The following is a 23,765-nucleotide window of genomic DNA, read 5'->3' as shown; positions in this document are numbered from 1 at the left end:
CGTGCGGTGGCCCCACGTGGCCACCGCACCCCACAGCCCGCGCCCGGCAGGCGCCTCGGCGAAGGAGCAGGGAACACCGTCGTTCCCCGGCCCGACGCCCGGACGCCGCCGGCGCCGGACCTCCCTCGCGGTCCTCGGACCGGGAGGGCAGTCACGGAGGACCTCGGGTCCTCGCCCGGTGGGGCACCTCGCGCACGGACGTTTCGGGGGTTTCGTTCCGTGCCCGAGGCGCCCCACCGGCTTTCCTCTTCCCGCCCCTTCACGCCCCTTCCCGCCGTTCCCGCACGGCCCCGGTCCCGCACGGCACTGTCGCCGCGGGCACCGTCACCGCCGCGGACACCACCGGCGGAGGGCACAGTCCTCGCATCAGGAGTTTTCCCATGTCGCACATGAAGATCACCGGGCCCGTGCAACCGGGGTACGAGAGCGTTCTGACCGTGGACGCCCTGAATTTCGTCGCCGCCCTGCACGAGCGGTTCCACCTGAAGCGCAAGGAGGTCCTCGCCGCCCGCGAGGCCCGGCGCGCCGCGATCGATCACGGTCGGTTCCCCGCGTTCAAGGTCGACACCCGCGCGATCCGTGAGGACACCGCGTGGAAGGTCGCCGGCGCCGCCGGGGCTCCCGGGCTCGAGAACCGCCGCGTCGAGATCACGGGGCCGGTGGCTGCACGCACCGCCATCCACGCACTCAACTCGGAGGCGAACGTGTGGATCGCGGACCTCGAGGACGCGCTGAGCCCCACGTGGGACAACGTCGTCACCGGGATCGCGAACCTGCGGGCGGCCGTGCGCGGCGAGCTCGAGCACTTCGCAGTGAACCCGGACGGCACCGGTCGGCACTTCGCGGTGACGAACCCGACCCCGCCGACGATCGTGGTCCGCCCACGCGGACTGCACCTGCCCGAGCGACACCTCGTGTGGGTCGAGGACAACGGGGCCGAGCACACCGCCTCGGGCGCGCTCGTCGACTTCGGGCTGCACTTCTTCCACAATGCCCGCGAGCTCGTGGACCGGGGCCGCGGCCCGTACTTCTCCCTGAACAAGCTCGAGGCGGCACGGGAGGCGCGGCTGTGGAACGAGGTGTTCGTCTTCGCCCAGGAGTTCCTCGGGATGCCGCTGGGCACGATCCGTGCGACGGTCCTCGTGGAGACGATCACCGCGGCGTTCCAGATGGAGGAGATCCTCTGGGAGCTGCGCGAGCACTGTGCGGGCCTGGGCGTCGGCCGGTGGGACTACCTCTTCTCGATCATCAAGAACTTCCGCAACCATCCCGACTTCGTCACCCCGGACCGCTCGGCCGTGACGATGACGGTGCCCTTCATGCACGCGTACACCGAGCTCCTCCTGCGCACGTGCCACAAGCGCGGTGCGCACGCGATCGGCGGGATGAGTTCCCTCGTGCCGGACCGCACCGTCGCGGCCCTCGCCGAGCAGGCGTTCGCCGAGGTCGCGGCGGACAAGGAGCGCGAGGCGCGGGCCGGCTTCGACGGGTCCTGGGTCGCGCACCCGGACCTCATCCCGTTCGCCCGGGCGGCGTTCGACGCGGTGCTCGGCGAGAAACCGCACCAGCTCGATGTGCTCCGGGAGGACGTCGACGATGCGGTCCGGGCCCAGGACCTCCTCGACCTCGCGGGCATCGGCGGAGCCGAGGCAGTCGTCACCGAGGCGGGCCTGCGGACGAACATCCGGGTCTGCCTCACGTACCTCAACGCATGGCTCGACGGCACCGGCGCGCTCGTGGTCGACGACCGCATGGAGGACGCCTCGACCGCGGAGATCAGCCGGTCGCAGGTGTGGCAGTGGATCCGCAACGGCGTCACCCTCGACAACGGGCGGACGGTCACGCGGACCCTCGTCGAACGCTTCATGGCGGAGGAGCTCGCGCTCATCGAACGCCACCCGGCCGACCACTACTGCGATGCGGTCGAGGTGTTCCGGCAGTCGACCCTCGAGGACGACCTGCCCGACTTCCTCACCACGCTCGCGTACGAGCGCTACCTCGTGGACCGGGCGGCACGCCGGGCGGGATCGATGGGGCTCGGGGCGCTGCTCGTGGCGTGAGGAGAGGGGGGATTGTTCTTTTCTCCCGGCGGGTCTTGAGGCACCGCTACCGACCGCAGAGACCGGGAAAGGACCGAGGCTCCGTCACTGGGCATGCCCAATGACGGAGCCTCGGTCCTTTCCCGGTCCCGCAGGAATCAGATCGTCGTGATCGACGCGGGGGCGTTCGCCGCCTTCCGCACCGAGAACGCGAGTACCACGAGTGCGACACCCGCGATGACGAGGAGGATGCTCACCATCTGCACGACGACCATCGCGGTGGCGACGGGTGCGAGCAGGATCGACAGGAGCAGTGCGCCGGACGCGACGAGCATGACGACGCCGAGGACGGTCCCGCCCGTCGCCGGAGCACCGGCCCGCGCGGCGGCACGGCTCATCGCGAGGGTGACGGCACCGGCGAGGACGAGGCCGAAGGCGAGCATGTAGAGGAACGCGAGCACCGCGACCGTCCCGACGAGACCCGGTAGCAGGAGGAACACGACGCCGAGGATCGTGAGGAACACCCCGCGCATCACGTGCGAGCGGGACGAGGGCGCCGGGCGGGACCACGGCGAGGCGAATCCTGCCGGCCCGAACCCACCGGCACCGAACGCAGCGCCACCGGTCGCACCGGCGCCGAAGCCACTGCCACCGAACGCACTGCCGCCGAACCCGGGCCGCGGGTCCCCCTCGGCACCCGGACCGCCGACGACACCGTCGGGAACCGCGAGCTCGGCGCCCTTCCGGCGGGCGGCCACGGCCCGGCCGAACGAGAAGACGGCCTCGAGCACGAGGTACGCGCCGATGAGGGTGACGAGCACACTCGTCGCAGCACCCGGCCAGACGAGAGCGAGGACGCCGACGAGGGCGAGCGCCGTGCCGCGGAGCAGGGTGAGCCACCACAGCCGCTTGGCGAACTGCTGGGCGAGGGAGTTCATGCTGATGTTCATCGAGGAGCCTCCTAGGTCCGTAGCGCACAACGGCCGGCACACTCCGGGTGTTCCTCTGCCGCGGCACGTGAGCCCGATCCCCAGCATGTTCTCAGATCAGCATCACTTCCCGCTGAACGCGCTCACGTGCTTGCCGACTCCGCATCGACCGCGTCGTTGAGCGCGTACGCGGTCTGCCCGTCGATGGCCTCGCGGATGAGGTCGGCGTGGCCGACGTGGCGGGCGACCTCCGTCGTGAGGTGGGACCACACCCAACGCGCGTCGATCACCATGTCGTCCGGGAACCAGGGTGCATCCGGGACGGGCACGGGTGCACCGAGCGCGGCAACGCCCTCGGCCTCACGGATGTACGCGACGGACCGGTCGAACACGGCGAGGAGGTCCTCGAGGGACATGTCCGGCACCTCGGCCCCGGAGAACATGCCCTCCAGCCCGATCTTCGCGTTGATCGCCTCGTAGTCGGAGAGCTCGACGGGTTCGGGAGCCTTCATCACGCCGAACAGCCAGCCGTGGACGACCTGCGCGGAGTGCGCGAGGAGCCCGGCGAGGGAGAGCGCGCTCGGCAGCGGGGTGAGCCGGGACTGTGCGGTGGTGAGCCCGTGGACGGTGCTGCGCAGCTGCCGGCACTGGTGTTCGAGGTACGCGGCGAGCGCAGCGGCTTCGGTGGACGGTGCGTTGGGGGCGAAGAACGGCATGGCGGTTCCTTTCGGAGAGGGCGGGTGCACCGAGGGCCCCGGACTCCGGCCGGATGGCGGAACACGGTTCCCCCGGTGCTTCGTGCTTCCAGCATCCGCCGCATACCGGCCACTTCCTGTCCTATTCGTTCGACCCGTTGCCCGGCACACTGGGGTCATGTCTCTCACCGGCGCGGACGTCCTCGCGCTCCTCGCTCCCGGCCGCATGCTCACCGCCGGACAGATCGCCGCCCGTACGGGCTCGACGCCCCGCTCGGTGCGCCGCCGGATCGCCGCGCTCCGCGACGAGGGGTACCGGATCGACTCCGCCCGAGGCGCCGGCGGCGGCTACCTCATGCGCGGCGGTTCCGTGCTCCCTCCCCTGCAGTTCTCAGCCGACGAGGCGTTCCTCGTCACTCTCGCGCTGCGGAATCTCGACACGGCCGGATTGCGGGGCGAGGCAGGCGTTCAGGGCGGGGCGGAGTCGGACGGTGACGACGGGGACCGGTTCGGAGACCACCCGGGCTCCCCCGCGGGCTCCCCTGCAGACTCTGCGCTCACGAAGCTCCGTTCCGTGCTGCCCGCCGCGCTACGGTCGGCGATCGACCGCGCGGAGGGCGCGGTCCTCGCGGTTCCCGGGAACGAGCCCGAGGTGCCGCTCGGCACCCTGCTCGCCCTCGCCTCGGCGGCGCAGGACAGGGTTCTCGTCGACTTCGGTTACCGGACACGGGAACGGGAGACGCAGCGGCGGGTGGAGCCGTACCGGACGGTGCTGTTCGGCGGGCACTGGTACTTGTTCGCGTGGGATCGGGAGCGCGAGGACTGGCGGACGTTCCGCCTCGACCGGATGGGTGGGATCCGGACGACGACACTCGGTTTCGCGCCCCGTGAGCACCCCGATCCGGTCGAGCAGGTACGCCGCGGGGTGACGACCGAGGTGTACGAGCACGAGGTGCGCGTGCGGGTCGAGGCACCCGCGAACGAGGTCTCCGCGAGGATCCCGGCGCGCGCGGGCACCGTGCGGCCGCTCACCGCCGACGCGTGTGAGGTCTCGCTGTCGGCCGAGGATCCGCAGTGGATCGCGGTCCGTCTCCTCACGCTCCCCCGCGACTTCACGGTCCTCGAACCGGAGTCCTTCACCGAGGTGCTCGAGCACCTCCGCACCCGCCTCGACCGAGCACTGGGCGAGCGCTGATGTGCTCCCCACGGGCCAGCACTTCCCACCCTCGAGTTGGCACCACCGTCCCGAGTTGGCACCGCAGTCTCGAGTCCACGGTGCCAATTCGGGACAACCGTGCCAACTCGGCGCGCCTCGGCCGTGGGCCCACCGCTACAACAAGGAACTCGTGAGTCGGGCGACGCTCTCGACGTACCGGCGGTACCACTTGCGGTTGTTCCACGCCTCGACGTCGAGTTCGACGGAGTTCTTCCGGTAGTCGCTCGCCTCGAGGGTGTACATGCTCTGCACGAACTCCTCGGAAACGACGTAGAGCGTCACCTCCATGTTCATCGCGAAGGAGCGTTCGTCCATGTTCGAGGACCCGATGATCGCGACCTCGTCGTCGATGATGAGGAACTTCGAGTGGAGCACGGTCGGTGCGTGGTACTGGAAAATCCGCACGCCGGCCGCGACGAGCTCGTCGTAGTAGCTCTCCTGCGCCTTCTGCGTGATCCGCGAGTCGCTCGTCGCGCCGACGTACAACCGGATGTCGACCCCGGACAGGGCCTCGGTCACGAGGGCGTGCATGAGCGACTCGTCCGGCACGAAGTACGGCGAGCAGATGACGACCGTGTGGTTGGCGTTGTAGATGAGGTGGTTGAACAGCCGCAGGTTGTTCTCGAGGTCGAACCCGGGACCACTCGGCACCACCTGGGCGAGGACGCCGCCCTTGACCGGCGCCTTGAGTTGTTCCTCGAACTCGTCACGGATGATGACGTCGGTCTCCGAGTACCAGTCGGACGCGAACACACCGTTGAGCTCGGCGACGACCGGGCCGGTGCACCGCGCCGTGAGGTCCTTCCACTCGAAACCCTTCCGCAGGTTCCGCCGCTTGTTGTACGAACGGTGGACGATGTTCTGCGACCCCGTGTACCCGACGTCACCGTCGATGACGAGGATCTTCCGGTGATTGCGCAGGTCGGGGCGCTGGTACTCCCCACGCCACGGACGGATCGGGAGGGCGCGTTGCCACGGGATCCCCGAGCCGTCGAGCATCCGCACGAGTTCGGAGTACCCGGGCACGCCGAGGGACCCGATGTGGTCGACGAGCACACGCACCGTCACGCCGCGTTCGTGCGCGCGCAGCAGCGCGTCGAGGAGCGGTTTCGTCGCACTGTCGATCGCGACGATGTAGAACTCGAAGTGGACGTAGTCCTTCGCCGCGTCGACGTCCTCCGCCATCCGGAGCATCGCCTCGTGATTGTCGGTGAGGAGTTCGAGGTGGTTGCCGTGCGTCATCGGCAGGGCACCGAGTTCGTAGTTGAGCTGCGCCGAGGTGAGCAGCGGCTCCGAGAGCGCACTCGAGTCCCCGATCACCGCCCGTGCCCCGGTCCGCCGTTTGATGAACTCGTTGAGGACGCGCTGTTTCTCGCGGCGTTTGAGCGGCAGCTTCGACGACCCGAACATCCAGAACGCGAGGATGCCGACATACGGGATGAGGAAGATCGCGAGCAACCAGCCGAGCGCCACCGAGGGCTTCCGGTTCCGCGGCACGAACCCGAGCGCGAGGACGCGGATGAGGAAATCGATCGAGATGAGCGCCCAGATGACCCCCTGCGGCCAGCCGGCCGGCACGGGGAACAAGAAGAGGAACGGCGAGTCCATGGGGCGCAGCTGCTTCCGGTCAACGTACGGGTCCTCGCCGATCCTATCCGGCTCCCGACGCGTCCCCGCCGCCGGTCCGGGACGCCCGTGGTCGAGTCACGGGAAACTCCTCGTATGGAGAGCTACGTGGCCCTCCGCTCGACGAAAAACCCGTGGCTCGGCCCCCGCCGAGGCGCCACGAAACACCGCTGCCCCGGTGCGTTCCGTCGAACGCACCGGGGCAGCGGTGATGTCGAGTTCCGAGGACCGATCAGATGTGGCGGCCGCCGGCGATCTCGAGGACGGTGCCGGACATGTACGAGGACATGTCGGAGGCGAGGAACAGGACGACCGAGGCGACCTCGGAGGGCTCGCCGGCGCGGCCCATCGGGATCTCCTTGAGCTTGCCCTCGATGACGTCGTCGCGCATGGCGGCGGTCATCGCGGTGTTGATGAAGCCCGGCTGGATCGCGTTGACGCGGACGTTGGCGAAGCCGACCTCCTTCGTGGCGGCCTTCGTCATGCCGACGATGCCGGCCTTCGCTGCCGAGTAGTTCGTCTGGCCGAGCATGCCGACCTTGCCGGAGATCGACGACACGTTGATGATCGAGCCGCCCTTCTCCTGGTCGCGCATGATGCCGGCGGCGGTGCGCAGACCGTTCCAGGTGCCCTTGAGGTGGACGGCGATGACCTGGTCGAACTGCTCCTCGGTCATCTTGCGCATGGTGGCGTCACGGGTGATGCCCGCGTTGTTCACCATGACGTCGAGGGAGCCGTAGGTCTCCTTCGCGGTGGCGCAGAGAGCCTCGACGTCCTCGAGGGAGACGACGTTGCAGGCCTGGCCGACGGCACGGTCACCGACGCCGAGCTTGTCGGCAGCGGCCTTGACGGCCTCCTCGTTGAGGTCACCGAGGACGACGTTGGCACCCTCGGCGACGAACGCCTCGGCGATCGCGTAGCCGAGGCCCTGAGCGGCACCGGTGATGACGGCCGTGCGGCCTTCGAGAAGCGGACCCATGAGTACTCCTAAGGAATGAGAGAGAAATCTGGTTGGTGGTGCTGGGGGCGAGCCGGCACCCGCCCGGAGCGAGCGCCGGCTCAGCACGGAGCTGCGCTCAGCGCATCTCCTTGAGTGCGGCACCCGCACCCTTGTACAGCTGACGGGCGACGACGAGCTTCTGGATCTCCGAGGTGCCCTCGTAGATGCGGAAGAGGCGGGCGTGACGGTAGAAGCGCTCGATCGAGGTCTCGCGCATGTAGCCCATGCCACCGAACACCTGGACACCGCGGTCGGCGACGCGGCCGAGCATCTCCGAGGCGAAGAGTTTGCAGGAGGACGGGCCGATCTTCTTGTCGGAACCGTCGTCCCAGCGCTGCGCGGCCTCGAGGACCATGGCGCGGGCGGCACGGAGCTCGGTGTAGGACTCGGCGATGTGCGCCTGGACGAGCTGGAAGTCACCGATCGGCTTGCCGCCCTGCTTCGCGACCTGCGCGTACTCGACCATCTCGTCGAGGATGCGGGTGGCCTGGCCGACGCAGATCGAGGCGATGTGGAGGCGGCCCTTGTTGAGGGAGGCCATCGCGGCGTAGAAGCCCTTCTCCTCCTCGCCACCGATGAGGTTGACGGCAGGAATGCGGACGTCGTCGAAGAAGATCTCCGAGGTCCAGGCGCCGGCCTGACCCATCTTCTTGTCGTGCGGGCCCACCGTGACGCCCTCGGCCTTCGTCGGCACGAGGAACACGGAGATGCCCTTCGAACCGGTCGCGGTGAGGTCGGTGCGGGCGAAGACCATGAGGACGTCGGACATCGCGGCGTTCGTGATGAAGCGCTTGGCGCCGTTGATGACGTACTCGTCGCCCTCCTTGACGGCCTTCGTCGTGAGGCCCGAGGGGTCGGAACCGGCGTCGGGCTCGGTGAGCGCGAAGGAGGCGACGACGTCACCGGAGGCGATCTTCGGCAGCCACTCGGCCTTCTGCTCGTCGGTGCCGTAGTTGACGAGCACCTGACCGGCGATGCCGTTGTTGGTGCCGAACAGCGAACGGAAGGACGGGGTCGTGTACCCGAGTTCCATCGCCAGGAGCGCGTCCTGGTACGCGTTCATACCGAGGCCGCCGAACTCCTCCGGGATGGCCCAGCCGTACAGGCCCATCTCCTTGGAGGCCTCGATGATGTGCTCGGGGAACGCGTCGTTGTCCTCGATCTCGAGCTCGCGCGGAACGACCTGCTCCGCGACGAATTCACGAACGGCGGACAGGATTTCCTTGAGATCGGAGTCGTCCATGTTTCTCTTCCTCTTCGCTGCGCGGACCGGGGGTCCGGCGCCGGCATTCACTGTTCCGGCCCGGCTGGGCCGTCGCTCGGGTCCGAGCGGGTGCCCGTCACCGGGCGGGGTGCCTGTCACCAGGTGGGTTCGCCCGTCGCCGGGCGTGGTCCGGAGGGTTCCGGACCGCCGAGGCGCCACGGTAGCGGTGCCGCGCGGCGCCTCGGCGAGGGGTTCGGAGGGTGGGCCTCACGGCCCACCGGGGGTGAGACGCGGGTGCGTCCCGCCGGGAGTGGTCAGGCCTCGACCATGAGGGTGACGGCCTCGGCGATGCAGGCCGGGCGGTCCTTGCCCTCGATCTCGATGACGTGGTTCATGACGACCTGGACGCCGGAGTCCTTGCGGACGACCTCCTTGAGGGAGACGACGTCGCGCACCTTGGAGCCGGACGGGACCGGGTTGGGGAAGCGCACCTTGTTGAGGCCGTAGTTGATCTTCATCTTCATGCCGGTGATGTCGGTGACCTGGGCACCGAGGAGCGGCAGGAGGGAGAGCGTGAGGAAGCCGTGGGCGATGGTCGTGCCGAAGGGACCGGCAGCGGCCTTCTCCGCGTCGACGTGGATCCACTGGTGGTCGCCGGTGGCATCGGCGAACTTGTCGATCATGTCCTGGCTGATCTCGGTCCACTCGCTCTCTCCGAGCGGCTGACCGACGAGTGCTTCGAGTTCGGCGATTCCGTTGATGACCCGCGCCATTGCGTTCAACTCCTTCTGTTCGTGTTCATGAGGTCGCCCGCCCCGGGTTCCCCCTGGTTGTCGGGGTGCGCCGTGCGGTCCGGCCGGGATGCGGCCCGATCGCATTTTTACCACATTTGGCGGTAATAAAGGCGGACTATTTGTCTTTTCTGCATCAGTCTAACCGGACTAGAGTAATTCGCGGTAGTACACATCACAGGCCCTCACGCGCCTGCACAGGTGCCCGCGCCGGCGCCGCTCACCCCTTCGACGACTGGAGTTCGATGACGAATCCCACCGCTGCCCTCGACGCCGCACAGACCTTCCTCTTCGTGCCCGCCGCCCGCCCGGACCGCTTCGACAAGGCCTTCGGCTCCGGTGCGCACGCGATCATCATCGACCTCGAGGACGCCGTGGCCCCCGGGGACAAGGAGACCGCCCGGGACGCCGTGGCGGCGTGGCTGGGTGAGCACTTCGGTGGTGGCACCGGGATCGGGGCGGATTCGGCGGGTGCGGGGGCCACGACCACCGGGCCGGCGGCGGCATCGGCGGGTGGGGAGGATGCGGCAGCCGCGTCGGGTTCAGGCGGTTCCGGGGCCGCTGTCGTCGTGCGCGTGAACCAGGCGGACTCGCCGTGGTGGGCCGAGGACGTCGCGACCCTCGCGGCCGCAGCCTCCGCGCTGGCCGGCAGCGGCACGCCGGGCGGTTGCCCGTTCGCGCTCATGCAACCGAAATGCGAGGCCCCGGAGACGCTCCATGCGATCGAGCGGGTGTTCGCCGAGCACGGTGTCGCGGCCCCGTATCTCATCGGCCTGCTCGAGACACCCGCCGGAGTCCTCCGCTGCGAGACCCTCGCGGAGGACGGCACCGTCGACCGTTTCGCGTTCGGCAACTACGACCTCGCCCTCGAGCTCGACGCCCGGGTGTCCGAGGACGAACGGGAACTCCTGTACGCGCGCTCGCGCGTCGCCCTCACCGCCCGCGCCTTCGGGATGCCGGGCGCGATCGACGGCCCGTGCGCCGACTTCTCGACCCCCGGCGCGACCGAGGCGTCGGCGAAGCGGGGCCGGGACCTCGGCTTCGCGGGCAAGCTCGCGATCCACCCGAAGCAGTTGCCGATGATCGAGTCCGAGTTCGCGGATTCCGCGGCGGACGTCGATTGGGCGTACCGCGTCGTCGAGGCCGCCGCGGCCGCCGACGGTGCCGCGGTCAACGTCGACGGGAAGATGGTCGACGCGCCGGTCCTCAAGCGGGCGCAGCGGATCGTGGAGCGCAATCCGCGCTGAGACGCGTTCTCCTGAGACGGCACCGAAAAGCGTTCGGGCACCGGCACCAGGGCCAGACGTCAACGGTTTCGACCACGGCAACCGAATGTGTTGTCGATCCGCCAGAACTGCAACTCTTTCGATTGCCCTGGGTGAAACCGTTGTCGGGCCCCGAGGCACCGCGATGGGAGGCGCGTGGGTGCAGGGAGGGCGGGGCGCCTCGGCGGTCTTCATCTCCCGGTGAACGATCGATCGGTCTAGAGTGAAAAGACGAGTGGGGACGACGAGGTCCTCCTCGAGCGGACAGCGGGAGGCAGGAGCACGCATGCGTGAAGTGAAGGAAGACTGCACGGACAGGTCGGATCGCCTCGGCACCTCGGTGGCGACGAACATCGCGCCGGAGGGCGTCGTCGTTCCGGTGAAGCCGGCCGTGAGCGTCATCATGGTGCGCGACGGAGCACCGGCCGCTGACGGATCCCCCTCGCTCGAGGTGTTCGTCCAGCACCGGGTCACGACGATGGACTTCGCCGCCGGTGTCGTCGTGTACCCCGGCGGCCGCGTGGACCCGCAGGACCACGAAGCGGCGGCCACGCTCGGCGCGGACCCGGCACTTCTCGAGGCGCATGCCCGTGCCTGGGCGGCGACGAGCGCGGCGGAGGACCCGACGTTCCCGTCCGTCCTCATCGCGACCGCACGCCGTGAGGTCGAGGAGGAGACCGGGGCGCTCCTACCGGTGACGGCGCTCAAACCGTGGGCCAACTGGATCACCCCGCCCGGCCGCACGAAGCGGTTCGACACCTTCTTCTACGTGGCGCGCGGATCCGACATCGGCACGCCCGAGCACCGCACGACGGAGGCCTACACCTCGGAGTGGCTCTCGACCGAGTACATCCTCGAGGAGGAGGCGAACGAACGCCTCAAGCTCATGCGCCCCACACTGGTGCTCCTCCAGGAGGTCCACCGCCTGGGCAGCGTCGAGGCGATCATGAGCACCGAACGCGCGATCGACCCCGTCCGCCCCAAGGTCCCCGGCAAGGTGGGGTGAGCGCGGACAGCGGTGCACGAAGGTCCGTCGGCGCACAAGCAGCGGCTCGGTTCACCAGCGGAATCCCGATGACTCCGCCTGCAATGCGGGGCGATGCTTGCAACTGGGGACAATCCGCTCGACGGTGGGCCGACGCACCACCGCGGCCCCCGATTCGCATAAATATGCACAGAGACGGAATAAAATTTGGTGAGCGCCGGTCCGACCGCGTAGACTTCGGGGCGTGTCCAAAGTATTGAATTCCCTTCCCGTCGGTGAGCGCGTCGGCATTGCCTTCTCCGGAGGTCTCGACACCTCCTGTGCAGTGGCCTGGATGCGCGAGAACGGCGCCATTCCCTGCACCTACACGGCCGACATCGGTCAGTACGACGAGCCGGACATCGATTCCGTGCCCGGCCGTGCGACCCAGTACGGTGCCGAGCTCTCCCGCCTCGTCGATGCGAAGGCCGCCCTCGTCGAGGAGGGCCTCGTCGCCCTCCAGTGCGGCGCCTTCCACATCCGCTCCGGTGGCAAGACGTACTTCAACACGACCCCCATCGGGCGTGCGGTGACCGGCACGATGCTCGTGCGCGCCATGAAGGAGGACGGCGTCGACATCTGGGGCGACGGTTCCACCTACAAGGGCAACGACATCGAGCGGTTCTACCGCTACGGCCTCATGGCCAACCCGAACCTGCGGGTCTACAAGCCCTGGCTCGACGCGACCTTCGTGTCCGAGCTCGGTGGCCGCCAGGAGATGAGCGAGTGGCTCGTCGCCCGCGGGTTCCCGTACCGCGATTCCGCAGAGAAGGCGTACTCGACCGACGCGAACATCTGGGGCGCGACCCACGAGGCGAAGACCCTCGAGGACCTCAACGTCGGCCTCGACATCGTCGAGCCGATCATGGGTGTCGCCGCCTGGCGCGACGACGTCGAGGTCGCCACCGAGGAGGTATCGGTCCGGTTCGAGGCCGGCCGTCCCGTCGCGATCAACGGCGTCGAATACGCCGACCCGGTGAAGCTCGTCTACGAGGCGAACGCGATCGGTGGCCGCCACGGCCTCGGCGTGTCCGACCAGATCGAGAACCGCATCATCGAGGCGAAGTCCCGCGGCATCTACGAGGCCCCGGGCATGGCACTCCTCCACATCGCGTACGAGCGCCTGCTCAACGCGATCCACAACGAGGACACCGTCGCGAACTACCACAACGAGGGCCGGCGCCTCGGCCGCCTCATGTACGAGGGCCGCTGGTTGGACCCGCAGTCGCTCATGCTCCGCGAGTCGCTCGTGCGCTGGGTCGCCTCCGCCGTCACCGGTGAGGTCACCCTCCGCCTGCGCCGCGGTGACGACTACACGATCCTCGACACGACCGGCCCGAACCTCAGTTACGCCGCGGAGAAGCTGTCGATGGAGCGCGTCGAGAACGCCGCATTCGGTCCCGACGACCGCATCGGTCAGCTCACCATGCGCAACCTCGACATCGCGGACTCCCGCGAACGCCTCGAGCAGTACGCGACCTCCGGTCTCATCGGTGGCGCGACCGGCGAACTCGTCGGTCAGCTGCAGGCCGGGGAGGCCGCGAAGATCCGTGGCGGAGACGACACCGACGCGGAGCACGCCGCTCTCGGCCGGAAGACGGACCTCGCCTCCGAGTACGCCGCCTTCGACGCCGGCACGGACTGACTCGGGCCGGTACGGACTGACGACGGGGCGCACCGTTGACAGTCGTCGCCGAGGTCGCGATTCCCTGGGCCGACCCCGTCGAGATCGCGATTGATTGCTGGATTTCGCGGAAAACCAGCAATCAATGGCGATCTCAACGGGCGTGACCGAAGGGAATCGGACACTCACCACCGCCGAGGCGCCCCTCGCCCCGGCACCGCTCTCACCGCCACAGCCCCCACGGGTTCCGACTCCGTGGGGGCTGTTCGCGTGATAGGAGCGTTGTCGAGGCCGCGATTCCCTGCGATGAGTCCCGTTGAGATCGCGATTGAATGCTGGATTTCGCGAGAACTGCACCGCCTATCGCGATCTCAACGGGCGCGACCGAATGGAACCGCGCACTCACCATGCGCTCCCGACGGCTCCCACCTCCGGAATCAGCGCGTCCGATCCCTCTTCGGGCGGTAGGCGACGGCGACGATGACGACCGCGATGACGACGAGGAGGAGCGAGAGCGCGACGGCGCCGGCGGGGTCGGTCTCGCGCTGGAGGTAGATCTCGAGGGGCAGCGTCCGAGTGACGCCCTGCAGTGAACCCGCGAACGCGATCGTCGCCCCGAACTCACCGAGGGCCCGGGCGAAGCACAACACAGTCCCGGACACGAGCGCGGGCCTGATGACCGGCAGCGTCACCGTGAGGAACACCGTGCTCGGCCCCGCGCCCAGTCCCGTCGCGGCACGTTCGTACTTCGCGTCCTCGGCCCGCAGCGCCCCCTCGACGGTGAGCACCATGAACGGCAACGCGACGAAGGTCTGTGCGAGGACGACCGCGACGGTCGAGAACGCGATGCGGATCCCGAGGACCTCGAGCCCCTCCCCCACGAGGCCCGTCCGCCCGAACGTGTGGAGCAACGCGATACCGCCGACGACCGGCGGCAGGACGAGCGGCAACAGCACGAGCGTGCGCACGAGGCGCCGGCCCGGGAACCGCGCCCGCGCGAGGACGAGCGCGAGCGGCACCCCGAGGAGCACGCACAGCACCGTCGTCACGAGCGCGGTGAGCAGCGAGAGCCGGAGCGCCACGAGTGCGGACTCCGAGAACAGGAGTTCGGGGACCCGCCCGGGTTCCAGACGCGACACGAGCCCGGCGATCGGCAACAGAAGAACGATCACGCCGAGACCGCCGAACACGAGGACCCACCACGGCAGGCCGAGCGACGACGATCGCTTCACACCCTTTCCCGTCCCGGGGACTTCGTTCCCGCTCACCCGAGGTGCCACACGGTGACCTCGTCACCGTCCCGCAGTTCGGTGACGTCCTCCGGCACGAGGACGAAGGCGTTCGACTCCGCGTAAGCACGCAGGAGGTGCGAGCTCGGGCCGGACACGAGCGACACCTCGGGCACCGCCGTCCCCGCCGACCCATCGGCTGTCGAGGCGCCGTCCGCCTGTGCACCGACCGCCTGCACGGCCTGTGCCACACGTGCCCGGCGCACCTGGAGTTTCCCGGCCGGAGATCCCTCGGGAGTCGAGGTCCGGAGGACCGCACGGGACTGCGGACGCGCGGGCGCCTCGGGGTCGAGACCGAGGAGGGCGGGGCGGAGGAACATCTCCGCGCTCACGAGGCCACTCACCGGGTTGCCCGGCAGCCCGATCCACGGCACTCCCGCGAGGGTACCGATGCCCTGGGGTCCGCCCGGCTGCATCGCGACCTTCGTGAACTCCATGCGGGAGTCGGGGTCGGCCTCGGCGGCGAGTTTCACGACCTCGCGCTGTCCCATGGAGATGCCGCCCATCGAGACGACGAGGTCGATGGCCCCCGCGCGAAGGGCGAGCGCCTCGTGGAGTGCGGCGGGTTCGTCGCGGACGTGGACGAGGTCGACGACGTGGGCGCCGGCGGCCGCGAGCGTCGCACTCATGGCGGGCCCGTTCGCGTCGTGGACGAGCGCGGAGTGGTGCCCGGTCACCGGTGTCCCCACCGGCACGACCTCGTCGCCGGTCGTGACGACGAGAACGCGGACGGGCGCGTACACCTCGAGTTCCGTGACCCCACAGGACGCGAGCACGCCGAGGCGCGCCGGGGTGAGCACATCGCCCTCCCGCACGAGGACGTCGCCGGGGGCGATGTCCGTGCCGATTCCCCGCACGAACCGGCCGGGCGTCGTGGAGGCGAGGGCCGCCTCGGCGAGGGTGACGGAGGTGGCGTCGGTGAAGCCGGTGAGGGTCTCCTCGACTGGGACGACGGCGTCGGCGCCCTCGGGCAGCCGGGCCCCGGTCATGATGGGGGCCGCGTGGCCGGCCGGGAGGGCGGGCGCCTCGGCTCCGGCGGCGATCATGGGCGCGAGCGGGAGGGCGGGAGCAAGATCCGCGGCACGCACCGCGAACCCGTCCATCTGCGAGTTCGCGAATCCGGGGACCGGCACCTCACTGCGGACCGTGGCGGCGGCGAGGCGGGTGCAGGTGAGGCAATCGAGCAGCGGAACGGTTTCGACCCTGCGCAGATTCGCCATGTGCTCAGCCACGATCCGCCGGTACTCCGCCACACTCACCATGCGGTCGATGCTAGTCGAGGGGCTCCGCGTGCCGCCGTGTGAGATCGGCGGCGAGCCGGGCGATGAGGGCCCTCGCCTCGGGCGGTCCGAGGACCTCGATGTGGTCGCCGAACTGGAGGAGCTGACGAACACCCTCGAGCTCCCGGTAGTGGACCGTGATCGGGATCCAGGCGGCGTCCCCCGGAGTGGTGGCGTCCCCCGGAGTGCCGGCGTCCCCCGGAGCAACGGCACCCGCGGTCGGCCCGCCCTCACCCCTGCCCTCGGCCCGCAGTCGGGTCCCGAGGATACGCTGCGCGAGGTCGAGGCGGTCCGCGCGCAGGCGGGCCTCGATGCGCACGGCACCCGGTGCCTCGACAGCTGCGGACAGTTCCGCCCAGACGGTCCGGAGGCTCTCACCGGTGCGGAGGCGGGCCGGGTCCGGCAGGGGTTCGACGCGGATGATGCGGTCGACGCGCAGGAGCCGCGGTCGTGCCTCCACATCGCAGACGAGATACCACCGGCCGGCACGGGACGCGAGACCGTACGGGTCGACGCACAGGGGCCGCGCTTCCGGGGTGCCGCTCGCCCGGTAGTGCACGCGCAGACGCGTCCGGTCCCGCAGCGCGAGAGCGAGAGCGGCGACGTCGACCGACCCTCCCCCCGGTGGGGCGTCGTTCGTGGGCCCCGGTTGCATCCACCCCCGACCGTCGGTGAGGACGAGGTCCGCAAGCCCCGGACGCTTCCTCGATTGAGGGAGCTCCGCCTCGGTCGAGTGCCTTCTCGCGCTGCGGGTTTCGATCCTCTCACCCATACCGTTGGCGAGGTGACGCGCATCACCTAGCGTGGAACCACCGCCCGGCACGGTGCCACGACGCGTGGACGCCTCGGGCGGAACCCGCCCACCGGCCGAAGGAGTCACCGTGCGCACCGTCGAGGCACCCCGGGATGCAGCCGGGCCCACCGTCACCGATCCCGCACGCTCGCCCTTCGGCCGGGGGCGGAGCGCCGCCGTCCTCGTCTCCTCGACCCACGCGCTCACGGGGCAGAAGCCCGACCTCGCCGGTCCCGTCCTCGCGGAATGGCTACGTGCACTCGGGTACGCGTGCGCGGGACCGCGCGTTCTCGACGACGGTCCACCCATGCGCACCGCGATCGAGCTGGCCCTCGGCGTGGACTCCTCCGGAGTCCCGCTCTCCACCGTTCCCGAGGCGCCTCTCCGCGTCCTCGTCACGTGCGGGGGCACGGGGCTGGGTCCCCTCCACCGGGTCCCCGAATACACCGCACCGCTCCTCGATGTGCAGGCACCCGGGATCATGCACGCACTGTGGCGGCGCGGGCTCGAGAACACGGAGCACGCGGTCCTCAGCCGGGGTGTCGCCGGGGTACGCGGCAGCACGTTCGTCGTGAACCTGCCGGGATCGAAGGGCGGCGCGATGGACGGGATCGCGGTCCTCGAGCCGCTGCTGCCCAACATCCAGACACAGATCGAGGACGCCTGCGAGTGACTCGCGTGCTGCTCGGAACAGCGCACGGCGTGGTGAACCCGCCCCCGGGCGCACGAGCGCCTCACCCCACCCGCCACACATGTGACGGAACGGCGACGGCTCCCGGCCGGGGCGCCTCGGCGGTGGGGCCTAAGGTAGTACCTCACCCACCTGCGCGGCGGCGAGAACACTGCGGCGCTGGAACTCACGACCGCAGGCACTTCGTTCCCCGAAGGTGCGGGTTCTTCCCTTCCCAAAACCGGCGACGTCGGGTCCTCGACCATCGCGGACTTCACGATCACCTCGGTCCGCCCCGCACCCGGCTCCGGTGTGTTCGATGCAGGAGACCCGCACGTCGTCACCGCGGAGATCGCTTTCGAAAGGCCACACCCCGAACCGGAACACGAACGCGCCGTCGAGTTCTCTGCACCCGAGGACCTGCCGTCGTTCGTCGGTGATCTCGTCCTCACCGATCGGCAGGGGTCGGATCTGTCTGCGGCCGTTTCGGAAGCCCGGTTCTCCCTGCCGCCCGGTGACTACTGGTACCGCCCGGTTGAGGTGGCTGCATATATGACGCTCCAACCGGATCGTGTCACCGCTGCGTCGCCGCCAGCTCCGTGACGAGAACGACGGCCTCGACCTCCACATCGGAGACCGTCCGCTCGCGTTGCCCGCACCGGTCGCAACGCTCGCCCGTGAGCAGCTCGACCTCCGGCCGGACGACGACGCATGGCTGTTCCCTGGCCGTCTCCCTGGGCAGCCTCTCGACCCGCAATACCTCGCACTTCGTCTGCGCCCTCTCGGCACCAGCATCTCCGCGCTACAGAACACCGCACGGTTCCGGCTCGCCGGAGCCGTCCCCGCCAAAGTCCTCGCAGACATACTCGATTTCAGCGTCGCCACCTTCGAGAACTACGCGCGCCTCGCAGACGGCACCCGCGGCGACTACCCCGCACTGCGTACTCGGTAGCTCAGAAGGCGGCTCACCTGTCTCGTTTCGCGAGCCTCCGGAAGTACTCGGCGAGCACGAAGATGCCGACACAGATCGCGATGTCCTGCAAAGTGAGCCCGATACCGATGGCTGCGAACCGATCGCGAAAGAAGATCGTGACCAGAAGGAGCACGACATCGGCAGCGCCCGAGACGAGTGCGAGCCACATCGCGGCGCGCCGATTCCACAGGGAGACGATCAGCGCCAGCATCACGCCGATGACGTTGATCCCGAACAAGACGAGGAGATACCACGGGTAGTCCGCGAAGTACTCCACGCCCGCCGAGGTGTATCTGTCTGTGAGATACGCCTGATTCCGGGTGGCGACCATGACGAAGTCGTACAGGCCCACCGACATGACAAATGTGGCGACGACGACGATCAGCCACAGGTGCCATGGGCGGGACTTTCTTGGTGGCGCGCTCACGAGTGGCCCTCCTCGCCAGACGGCGAGCCCAGCACCTTGCTCATCACATCGGCGTACTCCGCGGGATCGACCAGCGCGATGCCTCGCTCCACGTCGGCCATCAGCAGCAGAGAATCTCCGGGCCCGAGGCCAAACATGTCCCGCACTTCCTTCGGAATCACGATCTGCGACTTCGGGCCGAGCCGCACGGTGCTGATCCACTTGCCTTCCGGTCGCGCGTCTGCCCCCATGGATTGGGAGTAGCACGATTCTTACTTTTACTACACAATGTTGGATCAGTAACGCGTGGCTGGCGTCCGCACTACTCGTCGTGAGCGCCGATTAGTTCCTCTCCGAGTAATGCACTTCCACCGGTATTGAGTTCGCCCCACGTCTCCGCACATTCTCCGACGAACTCGTCGAGCGGCAATCCTCGCAGGAATCCTTTCCCAGCGAGCTTCGCGTACTCGGCCTCGGCCGCCTCGTTCATCACGTCTCCGCCCGGATAGTACGCGTAGGCCACAGGGGTCGGATCGGTCGCATCGAGGACGTTGGGACCGTCCTTCGTCATCCACGTGTCCGGCCCGACGCGGGGCTCGCCCGCCCACTCGTACACGTCCTGGAAGATGTAGCGATGGATCGCTCTCATATGGGCGTAGTCGAAGGCGCCGGGTATGGGGTTCTCCGAGAGCTCGACGAGTCGCTGGGATGTCGCGAATTCCTCGAGCGTTCGGAGCACGTCCGGATCGGTCTCGCCGAACGGCTTCGCGGAGGTGCTGAACCGGTTGCGCAACACGAACGAGCCGGGGATGTAGTAGTCGTCCCGGGTACGGAACTCGTGCTGCCGGTTCATCAGTTCTGTATGTGGGCTCGCGCGGCTGCAAGGGCTTCTTCCGCTGAGATCTCACCCCGGGCTTTCCGCTCGAGCAGATCCCGCAGCACGGGATCCGTGACCTCGTGCCCGGCGGGCGCGAGCGCCGCTTCGGCGAAGGCCAGGTGCTTGTCGGCGTCTTCGGCGGACGGACGGACGTCCTGTGTCATCGGCTTGGCCATGACCACTCCTTTCGGGTCATTCGAGCGTACAGGCAGGACCTGGGTGCGAACCGGTGTTCCACAGGCCTGTTGCCTCCCCGAGCGGATGGCGGGAGTCGGGAGGTCGAGGCCGTCCTCGCGCCGGAACGTTCACCTCACCACGGCAGCTCGAGGAACGGCACCGGATCGTCGGCGCGCGCACCGACCTTCGGGAACACGAGGTAGCCCTCGGCCTCCGAGAGCCCGCGCAGCATGTTCGATCCGGTAGCGCCGCAGGGTTCCCACGCCTCCCCGGCAGCACTCGTTCCTCCGTCCCGGGCGGTGCTCCGGGCGCCCTCGGCGTGCTGGGCATTCGGCGAGTGTCCGTCCACCCGGCCCGAGGCTTCCCGCACCCGCCGCGCGGGAACGACCTTGTCCACCTTCCACGGTGCCAGGTCTGCGGCGAGTCGGACGGTGCGCGGCGCCTCGGCGGGGAGGCCGCGCAGCGCACGGAGCACGGGAACGCCGACGAGCCGCACCGCGACCATCGCCGCGAGCGGATTCCCCGGCAACCCCACGTGGAGCATGCTGCGGGGCCCGGCTCCCGATTCCGTGGACGACGCGTCGGTCGGTCCGCCGGGCATCCGGCCGAGCGTCGTCGGATGGCCGGGGCGCACGTCGATCTCGGGGAACACGGTGGCGGTGGCGCGGGACTCGGCGACGCGGCGCACGTGGTCGGCAGCGGAGTGGCCGGTGCCGCCCGTCGTGAACAGCACGTCGACGCCGGCCTCGGCGAACCGGTCGAAGGCGTCCTCCGTGAGCTCACGCGAATCCGGGATCCGCAGCGTGAGCACGACCTCCCCGCCGAGGTGCTCCACGATGCTCGGCAGCACCGGGCCGAAGGCATCGCGCACCTGCCCTGCCGCGGGGACACCTTCCGTGATGACCTCGTCGCCGGTGAAGAGCAGACCCACGCGCGGGCGCGGGATCACGGGGAGCTCGTCGAAACCGTTCACGGCCGCGTACGCGACGTGGGCGGGCGTGATGACCACCCCGCGGGGGACGACGACGTCACCCGGCTGCGTCTCCCGGCCCGCCTTCCGGACGTGACGGCCCGGTTCGAATTCACTGTCGGGGCAGGCGGCGTTCGGGCGGACCTCGGCGCCGCTCGCCTCGGTCTCCCTCACCTCCGCGTACTCGCTCCGCACCACGCCCGAGGCGCCCTCCGGGATGGCACCGCCCGTGAGCACCGGCCGTGCCCGGCCGGGCAGCAGCGGGGCACCGGCGGCATGCGCAGGGAGGGGTGTCGTCGTAGGTGAGGGGGTGGATCCGTCAGCCGTCGCGACGGGCTTCGCCTCGGCTCCCGCGGCCTCGACCGTGTCGCCCGGTCGTGCGTCGAGCACCCACGGGGGCGGGCCGGACACCGCGAAACCGTCCATCGCCGAGGAGTCGTAGTGCGGGACGGGGCGGACCGCGACGACGTCCTCAGCACACAGGAGACCGACGGCCTCCGCGAGGGCGACCGACTGCGGTGCGAGCGGCCGGGCCGCCGCGTGTGCGAGGTGCATCGCCTCGTGCCAGCGGGGGTGGGAGGCGTGGAGGCCGAAGGACTCGGCGGCCTGCCAGGTGTCGACATCCGCACCGGATTCCTCCGGCACGTCGACGTACGCGACCGGCAGACCCTTGAGGAGAGCCTTCGCGGGCGCATTCACGAAGTCGTCGGCGCGGCACCTCTCCGCGAGCACCGGGAAGCGCGCGAGCGACAGCAGATGCTGGATCTGGGTGCCGCCCCGTTCGGCGTCCGGGGTGCAGGCGGTCCAGGCGACGGGGTTCGGGGCCGCGTCGGGATCCTCCGCGGACGTCGGGTCGGCAGCTGTCGCTGCCTCCACGAGCACGTCGACCGCGACTCCCAGCTGCGGCATGTCGCACGCGAGGAGGAGAACGAGGGCGGGGGCGCCCGTGTGCGTACCGGATTCGGAAGCCGCCCCGGCCGTCGCCGGAGCGGTGATGTCGGACGGGCGGGGCGCCGCGGCGAGGGTGCGGATGCCGGTGGCGATGCCCGCAGCCGGGCCCGCGAACGGCGGATCCTCCCGGACGACGCCTACTCCGGCAGGCACGTGCGCCGCGAGCGACTCCGGCCCGACGACGACGGTGTCTTCGGCAGCGATACCGCGCTCGGCGAGCTGTGCGAGGACGTGGGCGAGGAGCGTCGTCGGCGCGGATCCCCGGGTTCCCCCGACCGCATCCGCTGCGGCGGCATCGGCTGCAGCCGGGGCAGCGCCGGCGCCGAACTCGAGCGTCGCCTTGTCGACGCCCCCGAGGCGCGACGACCGGCCCCCGGCGAGGACGACGGCGGCGGTGCGCGGCGCCTCGGCGGTGGAGCGCACGGAAGCCCCGGAAATCTCAGCACTCACCGGCCGACTCACTTTCAGCACTCACCGGCCGGTTCACCCGCCGGAGAACGGCGGGAGGACGTCGACGGTGGCGCCGGGTTCGATGACGGCGCCGTCGAGGAGGGTCATTCCGCCGACGAGGAAGCTGCACTGCGGGACGACCGTGGACAGCGGTGGTTCACCGGCCGGCGGCTCCGGATGCGCGGCGACGAGGAGGGCACGGAACTCCTCGAGCGTGCATGCGGATGCGAGCGGCAGAGTCTCCGTCTCGACACCGGCGGCGGCGCGAGCCGCGGCGAAGTAGCGGACGGTGAGGGTGGAACTCACGATGGTCAGCCTCCGATGGCGCTCATGGATCGTTCGGGTTGGACGTAGTCGGCGCTGTCGAGGCCGGTGTGGTCCATGCCGTGGGCGCGCGGTTTGAGCCACATGGCGCGGCGCCACACCTCGGATACCGCGGCGTCGTCCTCGCCGGCGCGCATGACGGCCGCGAGGTCGAACTCCTCATGGGAGAACAGGCAGGACCGCACCCTGCCCTCGGCGGTGATGCGGGTGCGAGTGCAGGCGCCGCAGAACGGCTCCGTGACGCTCGCGATGATCCCGACGGTCCCGAGGCGCGGGCCGAGATCGGCAGGCGCCGCACCTGTCCCGCCGGATGCGTCCGGTGCGCCGGCCACAGCCGCACCGTTCCCCGGCTTCGCGTACACCGCCCAACGTTCTGCGGGAGCACCACCACGGGGTTCCTCGTCGGGGACGAGAACGAAGCGGGTCTCGAGGGCGGTGCGCATCTCCGCGGCGGTCACCATGTTGTCGCGGGTCCAGCCGTGGTCGCCGTCGAGCGGCATCTGCTCGATGAACCGCAGTTCGAGGTCCCGTTCGAGGCAGAACTCGAGGAGGTCCGGCGCCTGGTCGTCATTGAGCCCCTTCATGAGGACCGCGTTGATCTTCACGGGGGCGAGCCCGGCCCGGTGGGCGGCATCGATCCCGTCGAGGACGTCCTGGAGGCGGTTGCGGCGGGTCATCTCCGCGAAGGTGTCCGCGTCGATCGAATCGAGGGAGACGTTGATGCGGGTGAGCCCGGCGGCGGCGAGCGCGGCGGCCCGCTTGTCGAGCCCGATCGCATTCGTCGTGATGGAGATCGGGAGGTCGGGGTGCTCGGCGTGGACGCGGGCGATGATGTCCTCGAGGTCCCGGCGCACGAGCGGTTCCCCGCCGGTGAGTCGCAGTTCGCGCACCCCGAGGTCGTCGACGCCGATGCGCACGAGCCGCGCGACCTCGTCGATCGTGAGGAGCATGTGCTTCGGCAGCCACGCCATGCCGTCGGCCGGCATGCAGTACGTGCACCTGAGGTTGCACTTGTCGATGAGGGAGATCCGGAGGTCCTGCCCGACCCGGCCGAACCGGTCGAGGAGAGGCCCGGCGAGGGGCGCCTCGGGAGCCCTGTCGTGAAGGTCCGTACGCACACGGGCGGACACCGCTCCGGGGTCTCCGGGAGCGTTCACCGTCGGGATTCCCAAGGGTACGGACATGCCCGGAA

The 23,765-nt window shown here is 69.7% G+C and carries 23 protein-coding genes; 7 read left to right on the top strand and 16 right to left on the bottom strand.

The annotated features are described in order from the left end of the window. Window positions 1-380: 380 nt before the first annotated feature. A complete protein-coding gene (aceB, locus tag ABD172_RS08630; protein ID WP_344308773.1) occupies window positions 381-2,060 on the top strand; it encodes a malate synthase A in 1,680 nt (559 codons plus the stop codon). A gap of 137 nt (window positions 2,061-2,197) precedes the next feature. Here aceB and ABD172_RS08625 read toward each other — a convergent pair whose 3' ends face one another. Together ABD172_RS08625 and ABD172_RS08620 are read right to left on the bottom strand one after the other, a co-directional pair. Next, complete coding sequence (locus ABD172_RS08625) at window positions 2,198-2,989, bottom strand: DUF308 domain-containing protein (RefSeq protein ID WP_344308772.1); 792 nt, start codon at window positions 2,987-2,989, stop codon at window positions 2,198-2,200. Between the two features lie 122 nt (window positions 2,990-3,111). Next, entirely contained in the window at window positions 3,112-3,684 is a 573-nt protein-coding gene (locus ABD172_RS08620) for a mycothiol transferase (RefSeq protein ID WP_344308770.1), read from the bottom strand. A 157-nt stretch (window positions 3,685-3,841) separates the two neighbouring features. Between ABD172_RS08620 and ABD172_RS08615 the strand changes: the two genes are divergently transcribed. Next, window positions 3,842-4,858, top strand: coding sequence for a helix-turn-helix transcriptional regulator (locus tag ABD172_RS08615; protein WP_344308768.1), 1,017 nt, complete (start codon window positions 3,842-3,844; stop codon window positions 4,856-4,858). A gap of 135 nt (window positions 4,859-4,993) precedes the next feature. Here the strand turns inward: ABD172_RS08615 and cls are convergent, their stop codons facing one another. The 4 genes from cls to ABD172_RS08595 form a co-directional block, all read right to left on the bottom strand. Then, window positions 4,994-6,487: a cardiolipin synthase gene (gene cls, locus ABD172_RS08610; protein WP_344308767.1), complete on the bottom strand. Its 1,494-nt coding sequence runs from the start codon at window positions 6,485-6,487 to the stop codon at window positions 4,994-4,996. 250 nt (window positions 6,488-6,737) lie between these two features. Continuing rightward, window positions 6,738-7,484, bottom strand: a complete 747-nt coding sequence (fabG, locus tag ABD172_RS08605; protein WP_344308766.1) for a 3-oxoacyl-ACP reductase FabG — start codon at window positions 7,482-7,484, stop codon at window positions 6,738-6,740. A gap of 97 nt (window positions 7,485-7,581) precedes the next feature. Beyond that, window positions 7,582-8,748 (bottom strand): acyl-CoA dehydrogenase family protein, encoded by a 1,167-nt coding sequence (locus ABD172_RS08600; protein ID WP_344308765.1) that lies wholly within the window; start codon window positions 8,746-8,748, stop codon window positions 7,582-7,584. A gap of 275 nt (window positions 8,749-9,023) precedes the next feature. Further along, on the bottom strand, window positions 9,024-9,482 hold the full coding sequence (locus ABD172_RS08595) for a MaoC family dehydratase (protein WP_344308763.1): 459 nt from the start codon (window positions 9,480-9,482) through the stop codon (window positions 9,024-9,026). A gap of 263 nt (window positions 9,483-9,745) precedes the next feature. Between ABD172_RS08595 and ABD172_RS08590 the strand changes: the two genes are divergently transcribed. From ABD172_RS08590 to argG, 3 genes are all read left to right on the top strand, one after another. Next, window positions 9,746-10,747 (top strand): HpcH/HpaI aldolase/citrate lyase family protein, encoded by a 1,002-nt coding sequence (locus ABD172_RS08590; protein ID WP_344308761.1) that lies wholly within the window; start codon window positions 9,746-9,748, stop codon window positions 10,745-10,747. A gap of 304 nt (window positions 10,748-11,051) precedes the next feature. Continuing rightward, entirely contained in the window at window positions 11,052-11,771 is a 720-nt protein-coding gene (locus ABD172_RS08585; protein WP_344308760.1) for an NUDIX hydrolase, read from the top strand. A gap of 223 nt (window positions 11,772-11,994) precedes the next feature. After that, on the top strand, window positions 11,995-13,434 hold the full coding sequence (gene argG, locus ABD172_RS08580) for an argininosuccinate synthase (RefSeq protein ID WP_344308758.1): 1,440 nt from the start codon (window positions 11,995-11,997) through the stop codon (window positions 13,432-13,434). A gap of 416 nt (window positions 13,435-13,850) precedes the next feature. Here argG and ABD172_RS08575 read toward each other — a convergent pair whose 3' ends face one another. Genes ABD172_RS08575 through ABD172_RS08565 form a run of 3 tightly spaced genes read right to left on the bottom strand, consistent with a single transcriptional unit; the run spans window position 13,851 to window position 16,637 of the window. Then, complete coding sequence (locus tag ABD172_RS08575) at window positions 13,851-14,645, bottom strand: ABC transporter permease (protein WP_344308756.1); 795 nt, start codon at window positions 14,643-14,645, stop codon at window positions 13,851-13,853. 32 nt (window positions 14,646-14,677) lie between these two features. Continuing rightward, the gene (locus ABD172_RS08570) at window positions 14,678-15,964 is read right to left on the bottom strand and encodes a molybdopterin molybdotransferase MoeA (RefSeq protein WP_344308754.1); all 1,287 of its coding nucleotides are present in this window, start codon (window positions 15,962-15,964) and stop codon (window positions 14,678-14,680) included. A 10-nt stretch (window positions 15,965-15,974) separates the two neighbouring features. Next, complete coding sequence (locus ABD172_RS08565) at window positions 15,975-16,637, bottom strand: WYL domain-containing protein (protein WP_344308753.1); 663 nt, start codon at window positions 16,635-16,637, stop codon at window positions 15,975-15,977. 226 nt (window positions 16,638-16,863) lie between these two features. On the opposite strand from ABD172_RS08565, the gene ABD172_RS08560 reads away from it, so the two are divergent. Together ABD172_RS08560 and ABD172_RS08555 are read left to right on the top strand one after the other, a co-directional pair. Then, window positions 16,864-17,448, top strand: coding sequence for a MogA/MoaB family molybdenum cofactor biosynthesis protein (locus tag ABD172_RS08560; RefSeq protein WP_344308751.1), 585 nt, complete (start codon window positions 16,864-16,866; stop codon window positions 17,446-17,448). A gap of 568 nt (window positions 17,449-18,016) precedes the next feature. Further along, window positions 18,017-18,397, top strand: coding sequence for a hypothetical protein (locus ABD172_RS08555; RefSeq protein ID WP_344308749.1), 381 nt, complete (start codon window positions 18,017-18,019; stop codon window positions 18,395-18,397). 13 nt (window positions 18,398-18,410) lie between these two features. Here ABD172_RS08555 and ABD172_RS08550 read toward each other — a convergent pair whose 3' ends face one another. The 7 genes from ABD172_RS08550 to ABD172_RS08520 all read right to left on the bottom strand — a co-directional run bounded on the left by ABD172_RS08550 (window position 18,411) and on the right by ABD172_RS08520 (window position 23,757). Then, complete coding sequence (locus tag ABD172_RS08550) at window positions 18,411-18,845, bottom strand: hypothetical protein (protein ID WP_344308747.1); 435 nt, start codon at window positions 18,843-18,845, stop codon at window positions 18,411-18,413. Further along, the gene (locus ABD172_RS08545) at window positions 18,842-19,075 is read right to left on the bottom strand and encodes an AbrB/MazE/SpoVT family DNA-binding domain-containing protein (RefSeq protein ID WP_077687064.1); all 234 of its coding nucleotides are present in this window, start codon (window positions 19,073-19,075) and stop codon (window positions 18,842-18,844) included. The genes ABD172_RS08550 and ABD172_RS08545 overlap by 4 nt, the downstream gene beginning before the upstream one ends. Before the next feature lie 71 nt (window positions 19,076-19,146). Continuing rightward, entirely contained in the window at window positions 19,147-19,677 is a 531-nt protein-coding gene (locus ABD172_RS08540; protein WP_344308743.1) for a Fic/DOC family protein, read from the bottom strand. Further along, entirely contained in the window at window positions 19,677-19,877 is a 201-nt protein-coding gene (locus tag ABD172_RS08535; RefSeq protein ID WP_344308742.1) for a hypothetical protein, read from the bottom strand. Before ABD172_RS08535 ends, ABD172_RS08540 begins: the two co-directional genes overlap by 1 nt. A 134-nt stretch (window positions 19,878-20,011) precedes the next feature. Further along, the gene (locus tag ABD172_RS08530) at window positions 20,012-22,249 is read right to left on the bottom strand and encodes a molybdopterin-binding protein (protein WP_344308740.1); all 2,238 of its coding nucleotides are present in this window, start codon (window positions 22,247-22,249) and stop codon (window positions 20,012-20,014) included. A gap of 33 nt (window positions 22,250-22,282) precedes the next feature. Beyond that, complete coding sequence (locus ABD172_RS08525) at window positions 22,283-22,555, bottom strand: MoaD/ThiS family protein (protein WP_344308739.1); 273 nt, start codon at window positions 22,553-22,555, stop codon at window positions 22,283-22,285. A gap of 5 nt (window positions 22,556-22,560) precedes the next feature. Next, complete coding sequence (locus ABD172_RS08520) at window positions 22,561-23,757, bottom strand: GTP 3',8-cyclase MoaA (protein ID WP_344308737.1); 1,197 nt, start codon at window positions 23,755-23,757, stop codon at window positions 22,561-22,563. Window positions 23,758-23,765 lie beyond the last annotated feature (8 nt).

This window comes from Brevibacterium samyangense (assembly GCF_039529845.1).
Taxonomy (GTDB): domain Bacteria; phylum Actinomycetota; class Actinomycetes; order Actinomycetales; family Brevibacteriaceae; genus Brevibacterium; species Brevibacterium samyangense.
The sequence above is the reverse complement of the archived record's forward strand: the minus strand, read 5'-3'. Positions and strand labels throughout refer to the sequence as shown.